The following is a 17,871-nucleotide window of genomic DNA, read 5'->3' as shown; positions in this document are numbered from 1 at the left end:
GCCACCTTGAACCGGCAGGAGATGCGCCCCTGCCTTCGCAGGGGCACGGTGGTCATTTATGGAAATGTCGGCGTTCTAACCCGGAACCAGCAACCCGCGGCTCTCGCGCACCTCCCCATCCAGCCAGTCGATGAACGCCCGGATGCGCGGCTGCGGCGCGACGTCGCGGTGGAGCGCGAGCCAGAAGCTGCGGCCGATGACCTGCTCTGGACGCGCCCGCACCAGCGCCGGATCGCCCGCCGCGAGGAAGCAGGGAAGCACGCCGACCCCCGCGCCGCCGGCGATCATCCGCCGCTGCGCCAGGATCGACGAGGATCGCACATTGGCGCGCAGCCCCGGCTCGATCTCGCCCAGATAGTCGAGTTCGGGCGCATAAAGGATGTCGGGCATATAGCCGATCACCGGAATGCCCGCGCGCGACAGCGGCGCGGCGGCGACCGCTTCCTGCCAGTCGGGCCGATCCGCCGGGGCGTAGAGGCCGAGGCTGTAATCCGACAGCTTGCGCGTGATCAGCGGGCCTTTGCGCGGGCGCGCGAGCAGCACCGCCATATCCGCCTCGCGCCGCGAGGGATTGAGAAAGCCCGACGAGGCGACGAGGTCGATTTCCAGTTCGGGGTGTGTGGCAATAAAGCCCGCGAGCCGCGGCGCAATGAAGCTGTTGCCGAAACCTTCGGAGACGCTGACGCGCAATTGCCCCGACAGCGCCGATCCACCCCCCTCGGCAGCGTGGATACGCGCCGCCGCCGCCGCCATCGCCTCGGCATGCGGGACGAGCGCGCGGCCCGCCGCGGTCAGCACGAATCCCCCCGGCGCGCGTTCGAACAAGGTCTGTTGCAGCGCGCTTTCCAGGCTGCCGACGCGCCGGCTGACCGTCGTCGCATCGACTTTCAGCATCCGCGCGGCGCGGGCGAGGGTGCCGTGGCGCGCGACCGTCAGGAAAATTTGCAGGTTATCCCAATCCATGACCTGCAAATATGCAGTTCTAGGCTGCATGTCCATTGGTTGCGTGCGCCGCCGCTTGGCGGTTATGATTGCCGCGAGCACGCCCGCGACGATCGACGCCCCGATTCTTGATGACGAAGCGTGCAATATGGAGTGGATAGCATGGCTCAGGCAGCAACCCTCGACCGCGCCCAAGGCGACGACACCGTGGCCCAGGCGGAAGCCGCAGAAATCGCCGCGCTGATCGCGCGTTCGCGCGCCGCGCAGGCACAGATCGAAAACTACAGCCAGGAACAGGTCGACGCGCTGATCCGCGCGATGGTGTGGGCGGTGGCCAAGCCGGGCGTTGCCGAAATGATCGCCCAGCACACCGTCGACGAAACCCAGCTGGGCAATTACGACGGCAAATATCTCAAGATTTTCCGCAAGACGCGCGCGACCTTGATGGACATCATCGACGACAAGTCGGTGGGGATCATCGAGGAAGACAAGGCGCGCAATATCGTCAAGATCGCCAAACCGGTCGGGGTCATCGGTGCGCTATCGCCCTCGACCAACCCCGAGGCGACCCCGGTGATCAAGGCGATTTCGGCGGTCAAGGGCCGCAACTCGATCATCGTCGCGCCGCACCCGCGTGCCAAGCTGACCAACAAGCTGATCTGCGACCTGATGCGCGAGGCGATCGTCAAGATGGGCGCCCCCGCCGATCTGGTGATCAGCATCGACACGCCGTCGGTCAACAAGACCAACGAGCTGATGATCCAGTGCGACCGCGTGCTCGCCACCGGCGGCGGCGCGATGGTCACCGCCGCTTACTCCAGCGGCACTCCGGCGCTCGGCGTCGGGGTCGGCAATGCGGTGATCACCGTCGACGAAACCGCCGACCTTGACGACGCGGCCGAGAAAATCCGGATGTCGAAGACGCTCGATCTCGCGGCGTCCTGCTCGTCGGACAACAGCGTCATCCTCGTCGATGCGATCTACGACGCGATGCTGGCCAAGCTGATCGAAAAAGGCGGTTTCGTCCTCGACGATACGGCGAAGGCAAAGTTCCAGAGCGTGTTGTGGACCGACGGCCATATCAACGCCAAGGTCGTGGCGCAGCCGCCGCAGTTTATTGCCGATTTCGCCGGTTTCGATATTCCCGAAGGCACGCAATTCTTCATCATTCCCGAAACCGGCTATGGCCCCGACCATCCATTCTCGGGCGAGAAGATGACCGTCGCCATGGCGCTCTATCGCGCCAAGGACATCGACCATGCAATCAAGCTGACCAACGACATTCAATCCTATCAGGGACAGGGGCATAGCTGCGGTATCTATTCGCAGTCCGATGCCAATATCATGAAGCTGGCGAATGCGACGCGGACCAGCCGGGTGATGGTCAACCAGCCGCAATCGGCATCGAACAGCGGCAATTTGTGGAACGGCATGCGCCAGACATTTTCGCTCGGCTGCGGCAGCTGGGGCGGCAACGGCACCAACAACAACATCACCTGGCGCGACCTGATCAACGAAACCTGGGTGTCGAAGCCGCTCGCCACGCCGAAGACCTTGCCGAGCGACGAGGCGCTGTTCGGCGATGTCATCGCGCGGTTGGGATAAGGGTGCGCGGTTCCCAACACGGCGGCACTCGCTTCGTCATCCCGGCCCGGGCTTGATCGCTTGCTCCGGCTGCTGCTGCTTCCCCTGCTGATCCTGTTGCTGCTGCCGATGCCGGCGGCGGCGCAGAAACGCATTGCGCTGTCGTTCGACGACGCGCCGCGCAGGTCCGGCGCGTTCTTCACGCCCGATGAGCGGACGCAGCGCATCATCGCCGAGCTGCAAGACGTAAAAGCGCCGCAGGCGGTCGTCTTCGTCAATCCGGGCGCGATCGGCGACGGCGACGGTGTCGGCGGCGAGCAGCGCATCGCCGCCTATGTCGCCGCGGGCCATGTTATTGCCAACCACAGCTACAGCCACCCGCGTCTCAGCACGACCGAAACCGCCGCTTATCTCGCCGACATCGATACGGCCGAAGCCTGGCTGAAGGGCCGCCCCGGCTATCGCCCCTGGTTTCGCTTCCCCTATCTCGACGAGGGCGGCAAGGACAAGGCCAAGCGCGACGCCTTGCGCGCCGGGCTGGCGGAACGCGGGTTGCGCAACGGCTATGTCACCGCCGAATCGTCGGACTGGCACCTCGAAAACCTGACGCGCGAGGCGACGAAAGCGGGCAAGGTGATCGACCGCAAGGCACTCGGCGCCCTGTATGCGACCTGGCATGTCGAGGCGGCAAACTATGCCGACGGGCTGATGCAGCAAGTTATCGGCCGTCAGCCGGTGCAGATGCTGCTGCTCCACGAAACCGACCTTGCGGCGTTGTACATCGGCGACCTCGTCCGCGCGCTGCGAGCGGACGGCTGGACCGTCGTCAGCGCCGATGCGGCCTATGCGGACCCGATCGGGCAGCTGATGCCCGACACCCCCGCGGCCAACGGGACGCTGACCGAGGCGCTGGCCTGGCAAGCCGGCCTCCCCGCGCCGCGCTGGTATCGCTATAACGATACCGCGCTCGCTACCGCGGTATTTCGCGCCGAGGTGTTGGGCGAAGGCGACGCGCCATGAAACCCGCACGGTGGGCCAGGCATTCCTCCTGCAAAGGAGAGCGATGATGACGCGATATATGGCTGCCGCCGCGATATTGATGCTGGCCGCGTGCGGGGGCGGCGAGGACAAGGCGCCGCCGTCGCCGCAGGACGATGCCGCGCCTGCGGCGACCGCACCGCCCGCGGCGGCGGCTCCGGCGGCCGATCCCGACGCGATGGCGCGCTGGGAGGAGGATCGCGGCTATGAACCCGATCCGTCCGAACCGCCGCTGACCGGAACCGAACCCGGCATCGGGAGCGGTGCCAAGGCGATCCCCGCGGCGATTCGCGGCCGCTGGGCGCTCGACGCCAGCGATTGCCCCAAGCGCCCCGGGACCGACTTGACCGCGCTGGTGATCGACGCCGCGAACCTGCGCTTTCACGAATCGCACGGCGAACTCGCGCGAATCCGCGAAATCGATCCGCGCCGCATCGTCGCCGATTACAAGTTCAGCGGCGAGGGCATCGAATGGAACCGCCTGATGCTGTTCGACCTCGCGGACGGCGGCAAGACGCTGATCCGCCGCGACTATGGCGAAGCTGGTGCTGGCGAGGGTGCCGCGGCCGGTCCGATGCGCTATACCCGCTGCGCCTGATGGTTTTGAAAGGGAGACTCACAATGGACATTCGCATCTTGGCCCTTGCCGCCGCGCTACCGCTTGCGGCGTGCGCCGCCGGCGAGGCTCCCGCCGAAACCGCGCCGCCGTCGCCGCCGGCCGAGGCCGTATGTAACGCCGATGCGGTGCAATCGCTGATCGGCCAGACCGCGACCGCCGACGTCGGCGCGCAGCTGCTCAAGGGCAGCGGTGCGCGCACCCTGCGCTGGGTGCCGCCGCGCACCGCGGTGACGATGGATTTCCGCCCCGACCGTCTGACCGCGTCCTATGACGATGCGCTCAAGATCGAGCGGGTCAGCTGTGGCTGAGGCGGGCATCGGCGGGGCCAGCCGCCGCGACCACAGCTCGGCCTCACCGTTCGAGCCGATCTACGGCTACAGCCGCGCGGTTCGCGTCGGCAACCGCATCGACGTCGCGGGTTGCGCGCCGATCGAAGCCGATGGAACATCGACCCCCGGCGACGCCGGGGTGCAGGCCGCGCGCTGCCTGGCGATCATCGGCGAAGCGCTCGACGCGCTCGGCGGCAGCTTCGCCGATGTCGTGCGCACCCGCATGTACATCACCGATGCTGCCGATGCCGATCTGGTCGGCCGCGCGCATGGCACGGTGTTCGGGGCCATCCGCCCCGCTTCGACAATGCTCGTAATCCCCGCGCTGATCCGCCCCGAGTGGAAAGTCGAAATCGAAGCCGAAGCCATCATCATCGGGAAGAGCGTATGACCGACCAGTTCCAGCTTACCGACGACCAGCTCGCCATTCAGGATATGGCGCGCAAATTCACCGCCGACCGCATCACCCCCTTCGCGGCCGAATGGGACGAGAAGCATCACTACCCCGTCGACGTGTGGAAGGCGGCGGGTGAGCTGGGTTTCGGCGCCATTTATGTCGCCGAGGAATCGGGCGGGATCGGGCTCGGCCGGATGGAGGCGGCGCTGATCATGGAGGCGATGGCCTATGGCTGCCCCGCAACCAGCGCCTATGTCTCGATCCACAATATGGCGACCTGGATGATCGATCGCTTCGGCGGCGCCGAGATCAAGGCGCGCTTTCTGCCCGACCTCGTCAGCATGGAAAAGATCGCCAGCTATTGCCTGACCGAGCCGGGTTCGGGGTCCGACGCCGCGGCGCTCAAGGCGACCGCAAAAAGGGACGGCGACCATTATGTGCTGAATGGCACCAAGCAGTTCATCTCGGGCGCGGGCTATAACGACATCTATGTCTGCATGGTCCGCACCAGCGAGGAAAAGTCGAAAGGGATCAGCTGCCTTGTCGTCGAAAAGGACACCCCGGGTCTGAGCTTCGGCGCGCCCGAGAAAAAGCTCGGCTGGAATGCTTCGCCGACCGCGCAGGTAATTTTCGAGGATTGCCGCGTGCCGGTCGAAAATCTCGTCGGCGCCGAGGGTGACGGCTTCCGCTTCGCGATGGCAGGGCTCGACGGCGGGCGCCTCAACATCGGCGCCTGCTCCTTGGGCGGCGCCCAGCGCTGCCTCGACGAAGCGGTCGCTTATACCAAGGACCGCCAACAGTTCGGCCAGCCGATCGCCGATTTCCAGAACACCCAGTTCATGCTCGCCGACATGGCGACCGATCTCGAAGCCGCGCGCGCGCTGCTCTATATGGCGGCGGCAAAGGTCACCGCCAACGCCCCCGACAAGTCGCGCTTTTCGGCGATGGCGAAGCGGCTGGCGACCGACAATGGCAGCAAGATCGTCAACGACGCGCTGCAATTGTTCGGCGGCTATGGCTATTTGAGGGACTATCCGATCGAGCGTTTCTGGCGCGACCTGCGCGTCCATTCGATCCTCGAGGGCACCAATCAGGTGATGCGGATGATCGTCGGAAGGGACCTGCTGCGCCAATGACCCCCACCACCACAGACGATGTCCTGATTTCAACCGACGGCCGTATCGGCCGCCTGTCGCTCAACCGCCCCAAGGCGATCCACGCGCTGAACCTTGCGATGTGCGAAGCGATGATCGGCGCGCTGGTGAAATGGCAGGGCGACGACGCCATCGAGGCGGTAGTCATCGACCATAGCGAGGGCCGCGGCTTTTGCGCCGGCGGCGATATCCGCATGCTCGCGGAAAGCGGCGCGAAGGATGGCACCGAAGCGCGCCAATTCTTCCACACCGAATATCGCCTCAATCACCTGCTCTTCACTTATTCCAAGCCCATCGTCGCCTTCATGGACGGCATCACAATGGGCGGTGGGGTCGGGATTTCGCAGCCGGCCAAATATCGCGTCGCAACCGAACATACCCGCTTTGCGATGCCCGAAACCGGCATCGGGCTGTTTCCCGATGTCGGCGGCGGCTGGTACCTCCCACGTCTCGAAGGCCGCGTCGGGGTGTTCCTCGCGCTCACCGGGGCGCGGCTCGACGGCGCCGATTGCCTCGCGCTCGGCCTTGCGACCCATTATCTGCCGTCCGAACATCTGGCCGAAGCGAAGGAGCGCATCGCCGCGCATCCCGACCGGATCGGCGGCATCCTGGGCGATTTGGCGGTCACCGCGCCGCCGGCCGCGATCACGCATCAGATCGACAAGATCAACCGGCTGTTCGCCAGCGATACCTATGAGGACATCCTCGCCGCGCTCGAAGCCGATGGCGGCGAATGGGCGACAAAGGAACTCGCGGCGCTGCACAGCAAATCGCCGCAGACGTGCAAGGTCGCGCTCCGCCAATTGAAGGAAGGCGGCGAGATGCACGACTTCGCGGCGCAGATGACGCAGGAATATGCGATCGGCAGCCGCGTCGTTCAGATGCACGATTTCCTCGAGGGCGTGCGTGCGCTGATCATCGACAAGGATAACAGCCCGCAATGGAATCCGGCGACGCCGGAGGCGGTGACCGACGACTGGATCGACGCCATCTTTGCGCCCTTGCCTGAAAACGAGACATGGACCCCGCTCACTTAGCTTCGTCACCCCGGACTTGATCCGGGGTGCACGCGGTCATGGATACCGGATCAGGTCCGGCATGACGAATATCTGGAGATCATGAGAATGACATACGAAACCCTCCTCGTCGAAACGCGCGGTGCCGTCACGCTGGTGACGCTCAACCGCCCGCAGGCGCTCAACGCGCTGAACAGCCAGGTGCTCGACGATTTGATCGCGGCCTTCGCCGCCTATGAGGCCGACCCCGGCCAGCGCTGCGCCGTGCTCACCGGATCGGGCGACAAGGCCTTCGCCGCGGGCGCCGACATCAAGGAAATGGCCGACAAGCCTGCCTCCGATTTCTACCTCGAAGATTTCTTCTCGAAATGGACGGGCGATTTTGTGAAGAAGGTCCGCAAGCCGTGGATCGCCGCGGTGAACGGCTTTTCGCTTGGCGGCGGCTGCGAACTCGCGATGATGGCCGACTTCATCATCGCGTCGGACAAGGCGAAATTCGGCCAGCCCGAAATCAAGCTGGGCGTCGCACCGGGCATGGGTGGGTCGCAGCGGCTGACCCGCGCGATCGGCAAGGCGAAGGCGATGGAAATGTGCCTGACCGGCCGGATGATGGACGCTGCTGAGGCCGAACGGTCGGGCTTGGTGGCGCGCGTGGTGCCGCATGAGACGCTGGTCGACGAAGCGGTGAAGACCGCGACGGCGATCGCCGCGATGCCGCCGATGGCCGCGATGGTGAACAAGGACATGGTCAACGCCGCGTTCGAAACCACGCTCGATCAGGGGCTGATCTACGAACGCCGCCTGTTCCAGATCCTCGCCGCAACCGAGGACAAGGCCGAAGGCATGGCTGCCTTCATCGAGAAACGCGAAGGCGTGTGGAAGGGTCGCTGACATGAAAATCGCATTCATCGGACTCGGCAATATGGGCGGCGGCATGGCCGCGAACCTGGCGAAGGCAGGGCATGAGGTCCGTGCGTTCGACCTCAGCGAAGAGGCGCTCGCTCGCGCGGTCGCGGCGGGCTGTTCGCGCGCCGCATCGGCGATCGAGGCGGTCACCGGCGCCGACGCGGTGGTAACGATGCTCCCTGCGGGCAAGCATGTCGCCTCGGTCTATGAGGCCGATGTGTTCCCCAATGCGGCGCCGGGCACGCTATTGCTCGACTGCTCGACCATCGATGTCGCGACGGCGCGCTCGAATATCGAGGCAGCGACCGCCAAAGGCCTTGTCGCGGTCGACGCGCCGGTGTCGGGCGGCATCGCGGCGGCCAATGCCGGGACGCTGACCTTCATGGTCGGCGGCACCGGCGAAGGTTTCGCGCGCGCCGAAGCGATCCTTGCGAAAATGGGCAAGGCGGTGATCCATGCCGGCGACGCGGGCGCGGGGCAGGGCGCGAAGATCTGCAACAACATGCTGCTCGGCGCGTCGATGGTCGCGACGTGCGAAACGCTCGCGCTGGCGCTCAAGCTGGGGCTCGACCCGCAGAAATTCTTCGACATCGCCAGCGTATCGTCGGGCCAGAACTGGTCGCTGACCAGCTACGCGCCGCTCCCCGGGGTCGGTCCCACGACCCCCGCGGACAATGATTACAAGGGCGGGTTCGCCGCGGCGCTGATGCTCAAGGATTTGCGTCTTGCGATGGAGGCGGCGGCCAGCGTCGGGGCCGAGGTGCCGATGGGGGCCAAGGCGCGCGAGTTGTACGAGGCATTTGTTGCGGCCGACAAGGATGGCCGCGACTTTTCAGCAATCATCCAAACGTTGCAGGGCTGAGACTATCGACCCACTGCCGTTCGCATCGAGCGAAGTCGAGATGCGTCTGGCGCTGTGCTGGCGTGTCTCGACTTCGCTCGACACGAACGGCAATCAATTCGTTCTAGTAGAAATCCGCCGTCTCGCCGCCATCCTTGCGCGCGCCGCGATGCACCTGCGTCGGCGCGCGGCGGTCGCCCGTCCGCACCTCGATCCGCCCATCGACGCGCCGCACCTCGGCGGGCGCCAAGACTCGCGCGCGCGCTACCGCAACCGCGCTCGAGGGCGCCGCCGCCAGCGGGGCGGCGACCGGAACGCTGCCGGTGAGCAGCAACAGGGCGAAGAACGACATGGCAATCATGCTCTGCCGTAACGGCAGATGTTGCCAGCGCTTTAACCCTGAATCGCAACTATCTGGTCGCGCCCGCGGCGATGGCAGGCCAAAGCAAAGGCCGCCTGCCCCGTACCGGGACAGACGGCCTGCTGATAGTATTCGAAAGCGGGTTCAGAAGCCGCTCTTCGCCGCCGCCTTTTCTTTCAGCAGCGGGGCGATCTCGAACCCGTGCTTTTCCAGCGCCTGGGCGATCTTGTCGGTGCCTTCCAGCCCGGCCCAGAACATCGGGCCGCCGCGATAGACCGGCCAGCCATAACCATAAATCCACACGACATCGATGTCCGACGCGCGCTGAGCCTTGCCTTCGGACAGGATCAGCGCGCCTTCGTTGACCATCGGATACAGGGTGCGTTCGATGATTTCCTGGTCGGTGATCTCACGCTTTTGCGTCCCGGTCTTGCCGCGAAACTCCTCGATCAGTTCGGCGACGCGCGCGCTTTCCGACGGCTGGCGCTTTTCGTCATAATCGTAAAAGCCCGCCTGCTTTTTCTGGCCCCAGCGGCCTTCGGCGCACAGCGCGTCGCGGATGCTTTCGATGCGGTTGGGGTCGCGGTGCCAGCCGATGTCGACGCCAGCCAGGTCGCTCATCTGGAACGGCCCCATCGGCATGCCGAATTCGACATGGACCTTGTCGACCTGCGCCGGGGTGGCGCCTTCCATCAGCAGGTTCATCGCCTCGATCTGGCGCGGCTTGAGCATGCGGTTGCCGATAAAGCCGTCGCACACCCCCGCAACCACCGCGACCTTGCCGATCTTCTTGCCGATCGCCATCGCGGTCGCCAGCGCATCGGGCGCGGTTTTTTCGCCGCGCACGACCTCGAGCAGCTTCATGACGTTGGCGGGCGAGAAGAAGTGCATGCCGAGCACGTCGCCGGGGCGGCTCGTCGCGGTCGCGATTTCGTCGACGTCGAGATAGCTGGTGTTCGACGCCAGAATTGCGCCGGGCTTCGCAATTTTATCGAGCTTGCCAAAGATGTCCTTTTTGACGTCCATATTTTCATAGACGGCTTCGATGATCAGGTCGCAGTCGGCGAGATCTTCGAGGCTGAGCGTCGGGGTCAGGATGCCCATCATCTGGTCGACCTGCTCGGGCTTGAAACGCCCCTTGGCGGCCGACGCGTCGTAATTCTTGCGGATCACCCCGACGCCGCGGTCGAGCGCGTCCTGCGCCATCTCGACGATCGTCACCGGAATCCCCTTTTGCAGGAAATTCATCGAAATCCCGCCGCCCATCGTGCCGGCGCCAATGACGCCGACCTTCTTGATGTCGCGCAGCGCGGTATCCTTGGGCAGGCCGTCGATCTTCGCCGCCTGACGTTCGGCGAAAAAGATATGGCGCTGCGCCGCCGACTGGCTGCCGAACATCAGCTTCATGAACTGCTCGCGCTCGAAGGCGAGGCCTTCCTCGAACGGCAGCCGCGTGGCCGCCTCGACGCAGGCGAGGTTGGCGTAAGGCGCCTCGAAGCCGCGCCAGCGCTTGGCATTCGCGGCCTTCAGCTGTTCGATCACCGCAACGTCGCCGAACACCGGGCGTTCGCGCGTCGGGCGCGGGCCGTCGGCGATCTTCGCGCGCGCAAAGGCGATCGCGTCGGCGGCCAGGCTGTCTTCGCCCGCGAGCGCGTCCACGAGGCCGAGCTCCTTCGCCTTGGATGCGGGCAGCGGATCACCGGTCGAGGTCATCGTCGCCGCGGCTTCGACCCCGACGACGCGCGGCAGGCGCTGGGTGCCGCCGGCGCCGGGCAGCAGGCCGAGCTTGACCTCGGGTACCCCGAGCTTCGCCGAGGGAACGGCGATGCGGTAATGGCAAACAAGCGCGGTTTCCAGACCGCCGCCGAGCGCGGTGCCATGGATCGCCGCGACGACGGGTTTCGACGCCGCTTCGATGCTGTTGAGCACCGCATTGAAATCGGGACCGCGCGGCGGCTTGCCGAATTCGCTGATGTCGGCGCCCGCGATAAAGGTCGCGCCGGCACAGCGCAGCACGATCGCCTTGACGCTGTCATCGGACAGTGCGGCGGCGAAATTATCCTCAAGGCCCTGACGAACGTGCCAGCTCAGCGCGTTCACCGGCGGATTGTTGACGATGATGACGGCGACCTCGCCATCCTTTTCCATCGTGACGGAAATAGGGGTTTCTTCGGACATTTCAGGCTCCTTAAATGATTCCGTTCGCTTCGAGCGAAGTCGAGAAGCGTCTAGCGCTGCGCTTCGCGTGTCTCGACTGCGCTCGACACGAACGGGGATGGATTCTCAATTTAATCGTCAATCGCAGCGTGGACCAATGTCTTGACCTCGCGCCGCACGGGATAGGTGGAGGAGGGCATCAGCTGGGTCATGAACACCATGCAGATTTGCTCGACCGGATCGACGAAAAAGCCGGTCGAGAACATGCCGCCCCAGTAAAAATCGCCGGCCGACCCGGGGGTCATCGTCTGCGCCGGGCTTTCGTTCACCGCAAAACCGAGGCCGAAGCCGACCCCGGCATTTTCGGCCTCCGAAAAGATGCCGACGCTGTGCTGGACCAGGTCGCCGCCGCCGACCAGGTGGTTCGCGGTCATCAATTCCAGCGTCTTGCGGCTGACAATCCGGACGCCGTCGAGCACGCCGCCGCCGAGCAGCATCAGGCAGAAGCGGTGATAGTCGGCAAGGGTAGAAACCAGCCCGCCGCCGCCCGAATGGAAGCTGCGATCCTTTGCCCAGCGGCTTTTGTCGCCGCTGTCGAAGGGCTTCATCTTGGCCACGGGATCGAAGGCGTAACAGTCGGTCAGCCGGTGCTGCTGCTCGGCGGGCACCTTGAACCCGGTATCGACCATAGCGAGCGGGCCAAAGATGCGCTCCTGCAACACCCGCGCGAACGGCTTGCCCTCGATCCGCTCGACCACGGCGCCGAGTACGTCGGTCGCCATCGAATAATTCCAGTGCGCGCCGGGGTCGAACTGGAGCGGGATTTTCGCCAGCCCCTCGATGAAGCTGTCCATCGTGTAATCGGCATCGAAATCGTCGATCCGCGCCTTGCGGTACGCGGCATCGACGGGGGTGCGCTCCTGAAAGCCATAGGTCAGTCCCGATGTGTGGCGGAGCAGATCGACCATGCGGATCGGCTGCACCGGCGGTCGGGTCAGGAACGGGACATTGCCGCCGCCCGCGACGAAGACGCCGGTGTCCTTGAACTCGGGGCAGAACTTCACCAGCGGGTCGGACAGCGCGACCTTGCCTTCCTCGACCAGCATCATGAATGCGATGCTGGTGATCGGCTTGGTCATGCTGGCGATGCGAAAGATCGCGTCGTCCTTCAGCGCCGCACCGGGCCGGGCGTCGCCGATACATGACAGGTGCGCAATCTCGCCGCGCCGCGACACCAGGGTCGCCGCATGCGGCAGACGGCCGGGGCCGACATATTTGGCCTCTAGAAAGGCGGGGATGCGGTCCAGCCGCGCCGTGTCAAAACCGTGACCCATGGCTATCCTGTCAATGCGAAGTCTGGCCAAGCAGCTGGCGCGTCACCGGATGCGAACTGGTGAGCCCGCCGTCAACCGCGATCGCCTGCCCGTTGACATAGCTCGCCTGATCGCTCGCCAGGAACAGCGCGACATTGGCGAGCTCCTCGGGCTGCGCGGCGCGCTTCAGCGGGTTGAGCTGGCCCAGCTTGTGGGTGACCTCCTTGGCCTTGGCATAATCGAAGGTCGGCCTGGTCATCCCCGTTTCGGTGAGGCCGGGGCAGATCGCGTTGACGCGCACGCCGCTGGTGGTCAGCTGCTGCGCCGCGGTCTTGGCGAGGTTGATCACCCCCGCCTTCGACGCCGAATAGGCGCCCGGACCCGCGCCCGAATTCAATCCCGCGACGCTCGCGGTCAGCACGATCGCTCCGCCGCGGCCCTGATCGACCATCGCCTTGCCCGCATGCTTCACCATCAGCGCGGGGCCGATCAGGTTGACGCGCAGCGTTTCGGCCCAGGCGGCAGGATCGAAATCGAAGATGCCGCCCATGTCGCCGATGATCCCGGCGTTGGCGAAGGCGATATCGAGGCCGCCGAAGCTGTCCTTCGCGGTCGCGACCATCGATGCCACATCGGCTTCGACCCCCGCGTCGATCTCCAGCGCGACCGCTTCCCCGCCCGCGTCCTTCACCAGCTGCGCCGTCTCATGCACCGCCGCGGTCTTGTCGCCGAGCACCAGCTTCGCGCCCTCGGCGGCGAAGCGCAGCGCGCTCGCGCGGCCGATGCCGCTGCCCGCGCCCGTGATGATCGCGATCTTGCCGTCCAATGCGCCCATTATCCGCCTCCCGAAATCGTCGCGCCGCCATCGCAGACGATGGTCTGGCCCGTGGTGAATGCCCCCGCCTTGCTGGCGAGGAAGACCGCGGCGCCCGCGATCTCGTGCGGTTCGCCGATCCGCTTCAAGGTCGAAGCCGCGGTCGAGCGCCGCAGATTCTCTTCATTCTCCCACAGCGCGCGCGCCATGTCGGTGCGGATCAGTCCCGGCGCGATGCAGTTGACGCGCACCCCCTTGGGCCCGAACTCGACCGAGAAATTGCGCGCGACCTGCATGTCGGCGGCTTTCGAAATCCCGTAGGCGCCGATGATCGGCGATCCTTTCAGCCCGCCGATCGAACTGATGATGGTGATCGACCCTTCGCCGCGTTCGAGCATTTCGGGCGCGACCATCGAAATCAGCCAGTGGTTGGACAGGATATTATTGTCCATGATCTTGCGGAACTGATCGTCGCTGATCCCAAGGCCGGGGCCATAATAGGGGTTCGATGCGGCGTTGCAGACGAGCGCGGTGATCTTGCCGAAGGCGGCGCGCGTCGCGTTGACGAGGTTCTGGAGGTCGTCCTTCGACGAGATATTGGCGGCGACCGAAATCGCGGTGCCGTCGCCGAACCGCGCATTGATCTCGGCCGCGGTCGCATCGCAAACATCCTGCTTGCGGCTCGAGATCACGACCTTCGCGCCCTGTTCGGCCATCGCCTCGGCCGTGGCCTTGCCGATGCCGCGCGACGATCCGGTGATCAGCGCGACCTGGCCGCTCATGTCGAACAGGCTCATGCGCCGGCCTTTCGTGCAAAGTCCCACGCGCGTTCGGCGAGCGGCCGAACGCGCTCCGACATCGCCTTGGCATGGGCGGACGAAGCGGTGCCGTCGATGACGCGCTTCTTGATCCCCTGCATGATCCCGGCGAGGCGAAAGAAATTATAGGCGAAATACCAGTTCATGTCGGGCACCCCGTCGCGGTCGGTGGCGGCGCAATAGCGTTCGACCATCTCGTCGAGTTCGGGAATGCCGAGCGCCTTGCGGTCGAGATCCATCACCCCCGAGCGCCCGCCATTCTCGGTGACCCACGCCATTGCGACATAGGTGAAATCGGCGAGCGGATCGCCCAAGGTCGACAGTTCCCAGTCGAGCACCGCCAGAACCTCGGGCCGGTCCTTGGCATAGATCATATTGTCGATGCGGTAATCGCCGTGGACGACGCTGGTGCGCGTCTGTTCGGGGAGCGTGGCGGGTAAAAAGGCGATCAGCCGCTCCATCTCGTCCATCGTCTCGGTCTCGGCGAGCTTGTACTGCTTGGTCCAGCGATCGACCTGCCGGCCGAAATAATTGCCCGGCTTGCCGAAATCGGACAGCCCCGCCGCCTCGACATCGACCTTGTGCAGCGCGGCGAGCGTGTCGATCATCGCCTCATAGGTCGCGCGGCGGTTCTCCGGCGTCGATCCCGGCATGGCGCCGTCCCAGATCGTCTGCCCATCGACCATGCCCATCACATAAAACCAGCTGCCGACCACGCTGTCGTCGGTGCAAAGCCCGTATTGGCGCGCGACGGGGAAGCCCATCTTATGGAGCCCCGCCTGCACCTTATACTCGCGGTCGACCGCGTGCGCCGAGGGGAGCAGCGGGCCGAAGGGCTTTCGGCGCAGGACATAATTTCCCGACGGCGCCGAAATCTTGTACGTCGGGTTCGACTGGCCGCCCGCGAATTTGCTTTGCGTCAGCGGGCCTTGGAAACCCTCGACATTCGCCTCCATCCACTGGGTGAGCTTCGCCTCGTCGAGCACATCGGCGCCCTCGGGCGCGACGGTGCCGCTAAAGGCCTTTTGCGCGTCGATCGGCGGCGTACTCACTGGTCGAAAACGATCACCGACCGTGCGGTGTCGCCTTTCTTCATCTTGTCGAACCCTTCGTTGATGCGTTCGAGCGGGATCGTCTCGGCCACGATCGAGTCGAGGTCGAGCAGCCCGCGCAGGTAGAAGTCGACGAGGCGCGGGATGTCGACGGGGAAGCGGTTGCCCCCCATGATCGCGCCCTGCAATTTCTTGCCGCTGAGCAGGTCCATCGCGCTGAGCCCGACCTTCTCCGACAATGGCATCATGCCCAGGATCGTCGCGGTGCCGCCGCGGCGGAGAGACGCGACCGCGAGGCTCGCCGAGGCCGGACGCCCGACCGCCTCGATCGCATGGTCTACGCCGCCCTTGGATATCTCGAGGATCTGCTTTGCGGCATCGCCTTCCATCGCGTCGACGACGTCCGTCGCGCCCAGCTTCATCGCCAGCGCGCGCTTTTCGGGCACCGGATCGGCGGCGATGATCCGCCCCGCGCCCGCGATCTTCGCGGCGTTGATCGTCGCCAGACCCACGCCGCCGCAGCCGACGACTGCGACCGTTTCGCCCGGCGTCACCTTGCACGCGTTGAAGATCGTCCCCGCGCCCGTGGTCACCGCGCAGCCGATCACCGCGGCGCGATCAAGCGGCATCTCGGGGTCGATCGCGACGCACGCATGTTCGTGGACCAGCATCGTTTCGGCAAAGGCCGAGAGGTTGAGCATCTGGTTGACGGGTGAGCCGTCGGGGCGCGTGATGCGCGGTGCCGCGCCAACGGGGCGCCGCGTGTCGCCGCCCATGCACAGCGACATGCGCCCGCTGACACAAAACTCGCAATGCCCGCAGAAGGCCGACAAGCAGGTGACGACGGCGTCGCCAACCTTCACCGTGCGCACTTCGCTGCCAATCGCCTCGACGATACCTGCGGCTTCATGGCCGGGGATCGCAGGGAGGGGATGCGGATAGGCGCCGTCGATGAAATGCAGGTCCGAATGGCACAGCCCGCAGGCGGCAGTGCGGATGCGTACCTCGTGCGGGCCGCAATCGGCGATCTGCACCGTCTCGATCGACAGCGGCTTGCCGGGTTCGATCAGAATCGCGGCTTTGGTCATAGGAAACTACCCTCTCTCGCCGTTTGCCCTGAGCCTGTCGAAGGGCCGTTCTTTCTTGCGCGGTGAAGAAGGACGGTGCTCCGACAAGCTCAGCACAAACGGGTCATTGCTCGTTAACGCGACGCCCCGATGTCGCCCGACGAAAAGCCCGGCTCGCTCGCCGCGCTGTGCTTGGCGAATTCGATGCGGGCGATCGCGCGTTCATGCACTTCGTCGGGACCGTCGGCGAGCCGCAGGGTGCGCTGATGGGCATAAGCGTTGGCAAGGCCGAAATCTTCGGACACCCCCGCGGCGCCATGCGCCTGGATCGCATCGTCGATGATCTTCAGCGCCATGTTCGGCGCCTGCACCTTGATCATCGCGATCTCGGCGGCGGCGGCCTTGTTGCCGACCTTGTCCATCATGTCGGCCGCCTTCAGGCACAGCAGCCGCGTCATTTCGATGTCGATGCGCGCGCGCGCCAGACGATGTTCCCAGATGCTATATTCGGCGATCGTCTTGCCAAAGGCGACGCGCGATTGCAGCCGCTTGGCCATCTTGGCGATCGCTTCCTCGGCGGTGCCGATCGTGCGCATGCAATGATGGATACGCCCCGGGCCAAGCCGCCCCTGCGCGATCTCGAAGCCGCGGCCTTCGCCGAGCAGCATCGCATCCTCGGCGTTGACGCGAACATCTTTCAGCTCGATTTCCATATGGCCGTGCGGCGCGTCGTCATAGCCGAACACGGGCAGGTGGCGCAGGATGGTGACGCCCGGGGCGTCGAGCGGCATCAGTACCATCGACTGCTGGGCGTGGCGCTTGGCGGCGAAATCGGTCTTGCCCATCACGATCGCGACCTTGCAGCGCGGATCGCCGGCGCCCGACGACCACCATTTGGTGCCGTTGATGACATAATCATCGCCATCGCGTTCGATCCGGCACTCGACATTGGTCGCATCGGACGACGCGACCGCAGGCTCGGTCATCAGAAACGCCGACCGAATCTCGCCGTTCATCAGCGGCAGCAGATATTTCTCTTTCTGCGCGCGCGTGCCGTAACGGTGGAACACCTCCATATTGCCGGTGTCGGGCGCCGAGCAGTTGAACACTTCGCTGGCAAAGCCGATCCGCCCCATTTCCTCGGCGCACAGCGCATATTCGAGGTTGGTCAGGCCCGGGCCTTCAAATTCGATCGTCTCGTCGACATGATGATGCGCGGCGCTGCGCGGCGGCATGAACAGGTTCCAGATGCCCGCGGCCTTGGCCTCGGCCTTCAGTTCCTCGACGATCGGAATAACCTTCCAGCGGTCGCCCGCCTTGTCCTGTTCCTTGTACGTCGGCACCGCGGGGCGGACCTTGCGCTCGATAAACTCGCGCACCCGATCGCGCCAATGGGTCTGCCGGTCGGTGAGATCGAAATCCATCTGAGCATCCTTTCCGTTTACGTTCGCGTAAGCCTTTGG

Annotated in this window: 18 protein-coding genes; 9 read left to right on the top strand and 9 right to left on the bottom strand. The window is 65.2% G+C overall.

The genetic code is table 11. From position 1 onward, the window contains the following. Positions 1 to 75 precede the first annotated feature (75 nt). Positions 76 to 963 (bottom strand): LysR family transcriptional regulator, encoded by an 888-nt coding sequence (locus ACTIFP_RS01685; protein WP_439566990.1) that lies wholly within the window; start codon positions 961 to 963, stop codon positions 76 to 78. A gap of 141 nt (positions 964 to 1,104) precedes the next feature. Here ACTIFP_RS01685 and ACTIFP_RS01680 point away from each other — a divergent pair, with 141 nt between their 5' ends. From ACTIFP_RS01680 to mmsB, 9 genes are all read left to right on the top strand, one after another. Next, on the top strand, positions 1,105 to 2,547 hold the full coding sequence (locus ACTIFP_RS01680) for an aldehyde dehydrogenase family protein (protein ID WP_439566989.1): 1,443 nt from the start codon (positions 1,105 to 1,107) through the stop codon (positions 2,545 to 2,547). 60 nt (positions 2,548 to 2,607) lie between these two features. Beyond that, positions 2,608 to 3,546: a polysaccharide deacetylase family protein gene (locus ACTIFP_RS01675; RefSeq protein ID WP_439566988.1), complete on the top strand. Its 939-nt coding sequence runs from the start codon at positions 2,608 to 2,610 to the stop codon at positions 3,544 to 3,546. A 46-nt stretch (positions 3,547 to 3,592) separates the two neighbouring features. Next, positions 3,593 to 4,162, top strand: a complete 570-nt coding sequence (locus ACTIFP_RS01670; RefSeq protein ID WP_439566987.1) for a hypothetical protein — start codon at positions 3,593 to 3,595, stop codon at positions 4,160 to 4,162. 23 nt (positions 4,163 to 4,185) lie between these two features. After that, positions 4,186 to 4,491: an I78 family peptidase inhibitor gene (locus tag ACTIFP_RS01665; RefSeq protein ID WP_439566986.1), complete on the top strand. Its 306-nt coding sequence runs from the start codon at positions 4,186 to 4,188 to the stop codon at positions 4,489 to 4,491. Further along, positions 4,484 to 4,903, top strand: a complete 420-nt coding sequence (locus ACTIFP_RS01660; RefSeq protein WP_439566985.1) for a RidA family protein — start codon at positions 4,484 to 4,486, stop codon at positions 4,901 to 4,903. Before ACTIFP_RS01665 ends, ACTIFP_RS01660 begins: the two co-directional genes overlap by 8 nt. Then, the gene (locus tag ACTIFP_RS01655) at positions 4,900 to 6,045 is read left to right on the top strand and encodes an acyl-CoA dehydrogenase family protein (RefSeq protein ID WP_324070918.1); all 1,146 of its coding nucleotides are present in this window, start codon (positions 4,900 to 4,902) and stop codon (positions 6,043 to 6,045) included. The genes ACTIFP_RS01660 and ACTIFP_RS01655 overlap by 4 nt, the downstream gene beginning before the upstream one ends. Beyond that, positions 6,042 to 7,100 (top strand): enoyl-CoA hydratase/isomerase family protein, encoded by a 1,059-nt coding sequence (locus ACTIFP_RS01650; RefSeq protein ID WP_439566984.1) that lies wholly within the window; start codon positions 6,042 to 6,044, stop codon positions 7,098 to 7,100. The genes ACTIFP_RS01655 and ACTIFP_RS01650 overlap by 4 nt, the downstream gene beginning before the upstream one ends. Positions 7,101 to 7,187: 87 nt before the next feature. Next, a complete protein-coding gene (locus ACTIFP_RS01645; RefSeq protein WP_439566983.1) occupies positions 7,188 to 7,970 on the top strand; it encodes an enoyl-CoA hydratase-related protein in 783 nt (260 codons plus the stop codon). Beyond that, positions 7,927 to 8,847, top strand: coding sequence for a 3-hydroxyisobutyrate dehydrogenase (gene mmsB, locus ACTIFP_RS01640; protein ID WP_439567285.1), 921 nt, complete (start codon positions 7,927 to 7,929; stop codon positions 8,845 to 8,847). The genes ACTIFP_RS01645 and mmsB overlap by 44 nt, the downstream gene beginning before the upstream one ends. 103 nt (positions 8,848 to 8,950) lie before the next feature. On the opposite strand, the gene ACTIFP_RS01635 is transcribed toward mmsB, so the two are convergent. The 8 genes from ACTIFP_RS01635 to ACTIFP_RS01600 all read right to left on the bottom strand — a co-directional run bounded on the left by ACTIFP_RS01635 (position 8,951) and on the right by ACTIFP_RS01600 (position 17,832). After that, positions 8,951 to 9,178, bottom strand: coding sequence for a hypothetical protein (locus ACTIFP_RS01635; RefSeq protein WP_439566982.1), 228 nt, complete (start codon positions 9,176 to 9,178; stop codon positions 8,951 to 8,953). A 153-nt stretch (positions 9,179 to 9,331) separates the two neighbouring features. Then, entirely contained in the window at positions 9,332 to 11,365 is a 2,034-nt protein-coding gene (locus tag ACTIFP_RS01630) for a 3-hydroxyacyl-CoA dehydrogenase NAD-binding domain-containing protein (RefSeq protein ID WP_439566981.1), read from the bottom strand. A gap of 110 nt (positions 11,366 to 11,475) precedes the next feature. Beyond that, entirely contained in the window at positions 11,476 to 12,678 is a 1,203-nt protein-coding gene (locus tag ACTIFP_RS01625) for a serine hydrolase domain-containing protein (protein WP_439566980.1), read from the bottom strand. Positions 12,679 to 12,688: 10 nt separating this feature from the next. Continuing rightward, positions 12,689 to 13,492, bottom strand: coding sequence for an SDR family NAD(P)-dependent oxidoreductase (locus ACTIFP_RS01620; RefSeq protein ID WP_439566979.1), 804 nt, complete (start codon positions 13,490 to 13,492; stop codon positions 12,689 to 12,691). Further along, positions 13,492 to 14,268 carry an SDR family NAD(P)-dependent oxidoreductase gene (locus ACTIFP_RS01615; RefSeq protein ID WP_439566978.1) on the bottom strand — a complete coding sequence of 259 codons (777 nt, stop codon included), beginning with the start codon at positions 14,266 to 14,268 and terminating at the stop codon, positions 13,492 to 13,494. The genes ACTIFP_RS01620 and ACTIFP_RS01615 overlap by 1 nt, the downstream gene beginning before the upstream one ends. Continuing rightward, positions 14,265 to 15,341 (bottom strand): phosphotransferase family protein, encoded by a 1,077-nt coding sequence (locus ACTIFP_RS01610; protein WP_439566977.1) that lies wholly within the window; start codon positions 15,339 to 15,341, stop codon positions 14,265 to 14,267. The genes ACTIFP_RS01615 and ACTIFP_RS01610 overlap by 4 nt, the downstream gene beginning before the upstream one ends. Continuing rightward, complete coding sequence (locus ACTIFP_RS01605; protein ID WP_439566976.1) at positions 15,338 to 16,429, bottom strand: Zn-dependent alcohol dehydrogenase; 1,092 nt, start codon at positions 16,427 to 16,429, stop codon at positions 15,338 to 15,340. The genes ACTIFP_RS01610 and ACTIFP_RS01605 overlap by 4 nt, the downstream gene beginning before the upstream one ends. A 113-nt stretch (positions 16,430 to 16,542) precedes the next feature. Next, positions 16,543 to 17,832, bottom strand: coding sequence for an acyl-CoA dehydrogenase family protein (locus tag ACTIFP_RS01600; protein WP_137751333.1), 1,290 nt, complete (start codon positions 17,830 to 17,832; stop codon positions 16,543 to 16,545). Positions 17,833 to 17,871 lie beyond the last annotated feature (39 nt).

This window comes from Sphingopyxis sp. (genome assembly GCF_051861155.1).
GTDB lineage: Bacteria > Pseudomonadota > Alphaproteobacteria > Sphingomonadales > Sphingomonadaceae > Sphingopyxis.
The sequence above is the reverse complement of the archived record's forward strand: the minus strand, read 5'-3'. Positions and strand labels throughout refer to the sequence as shown.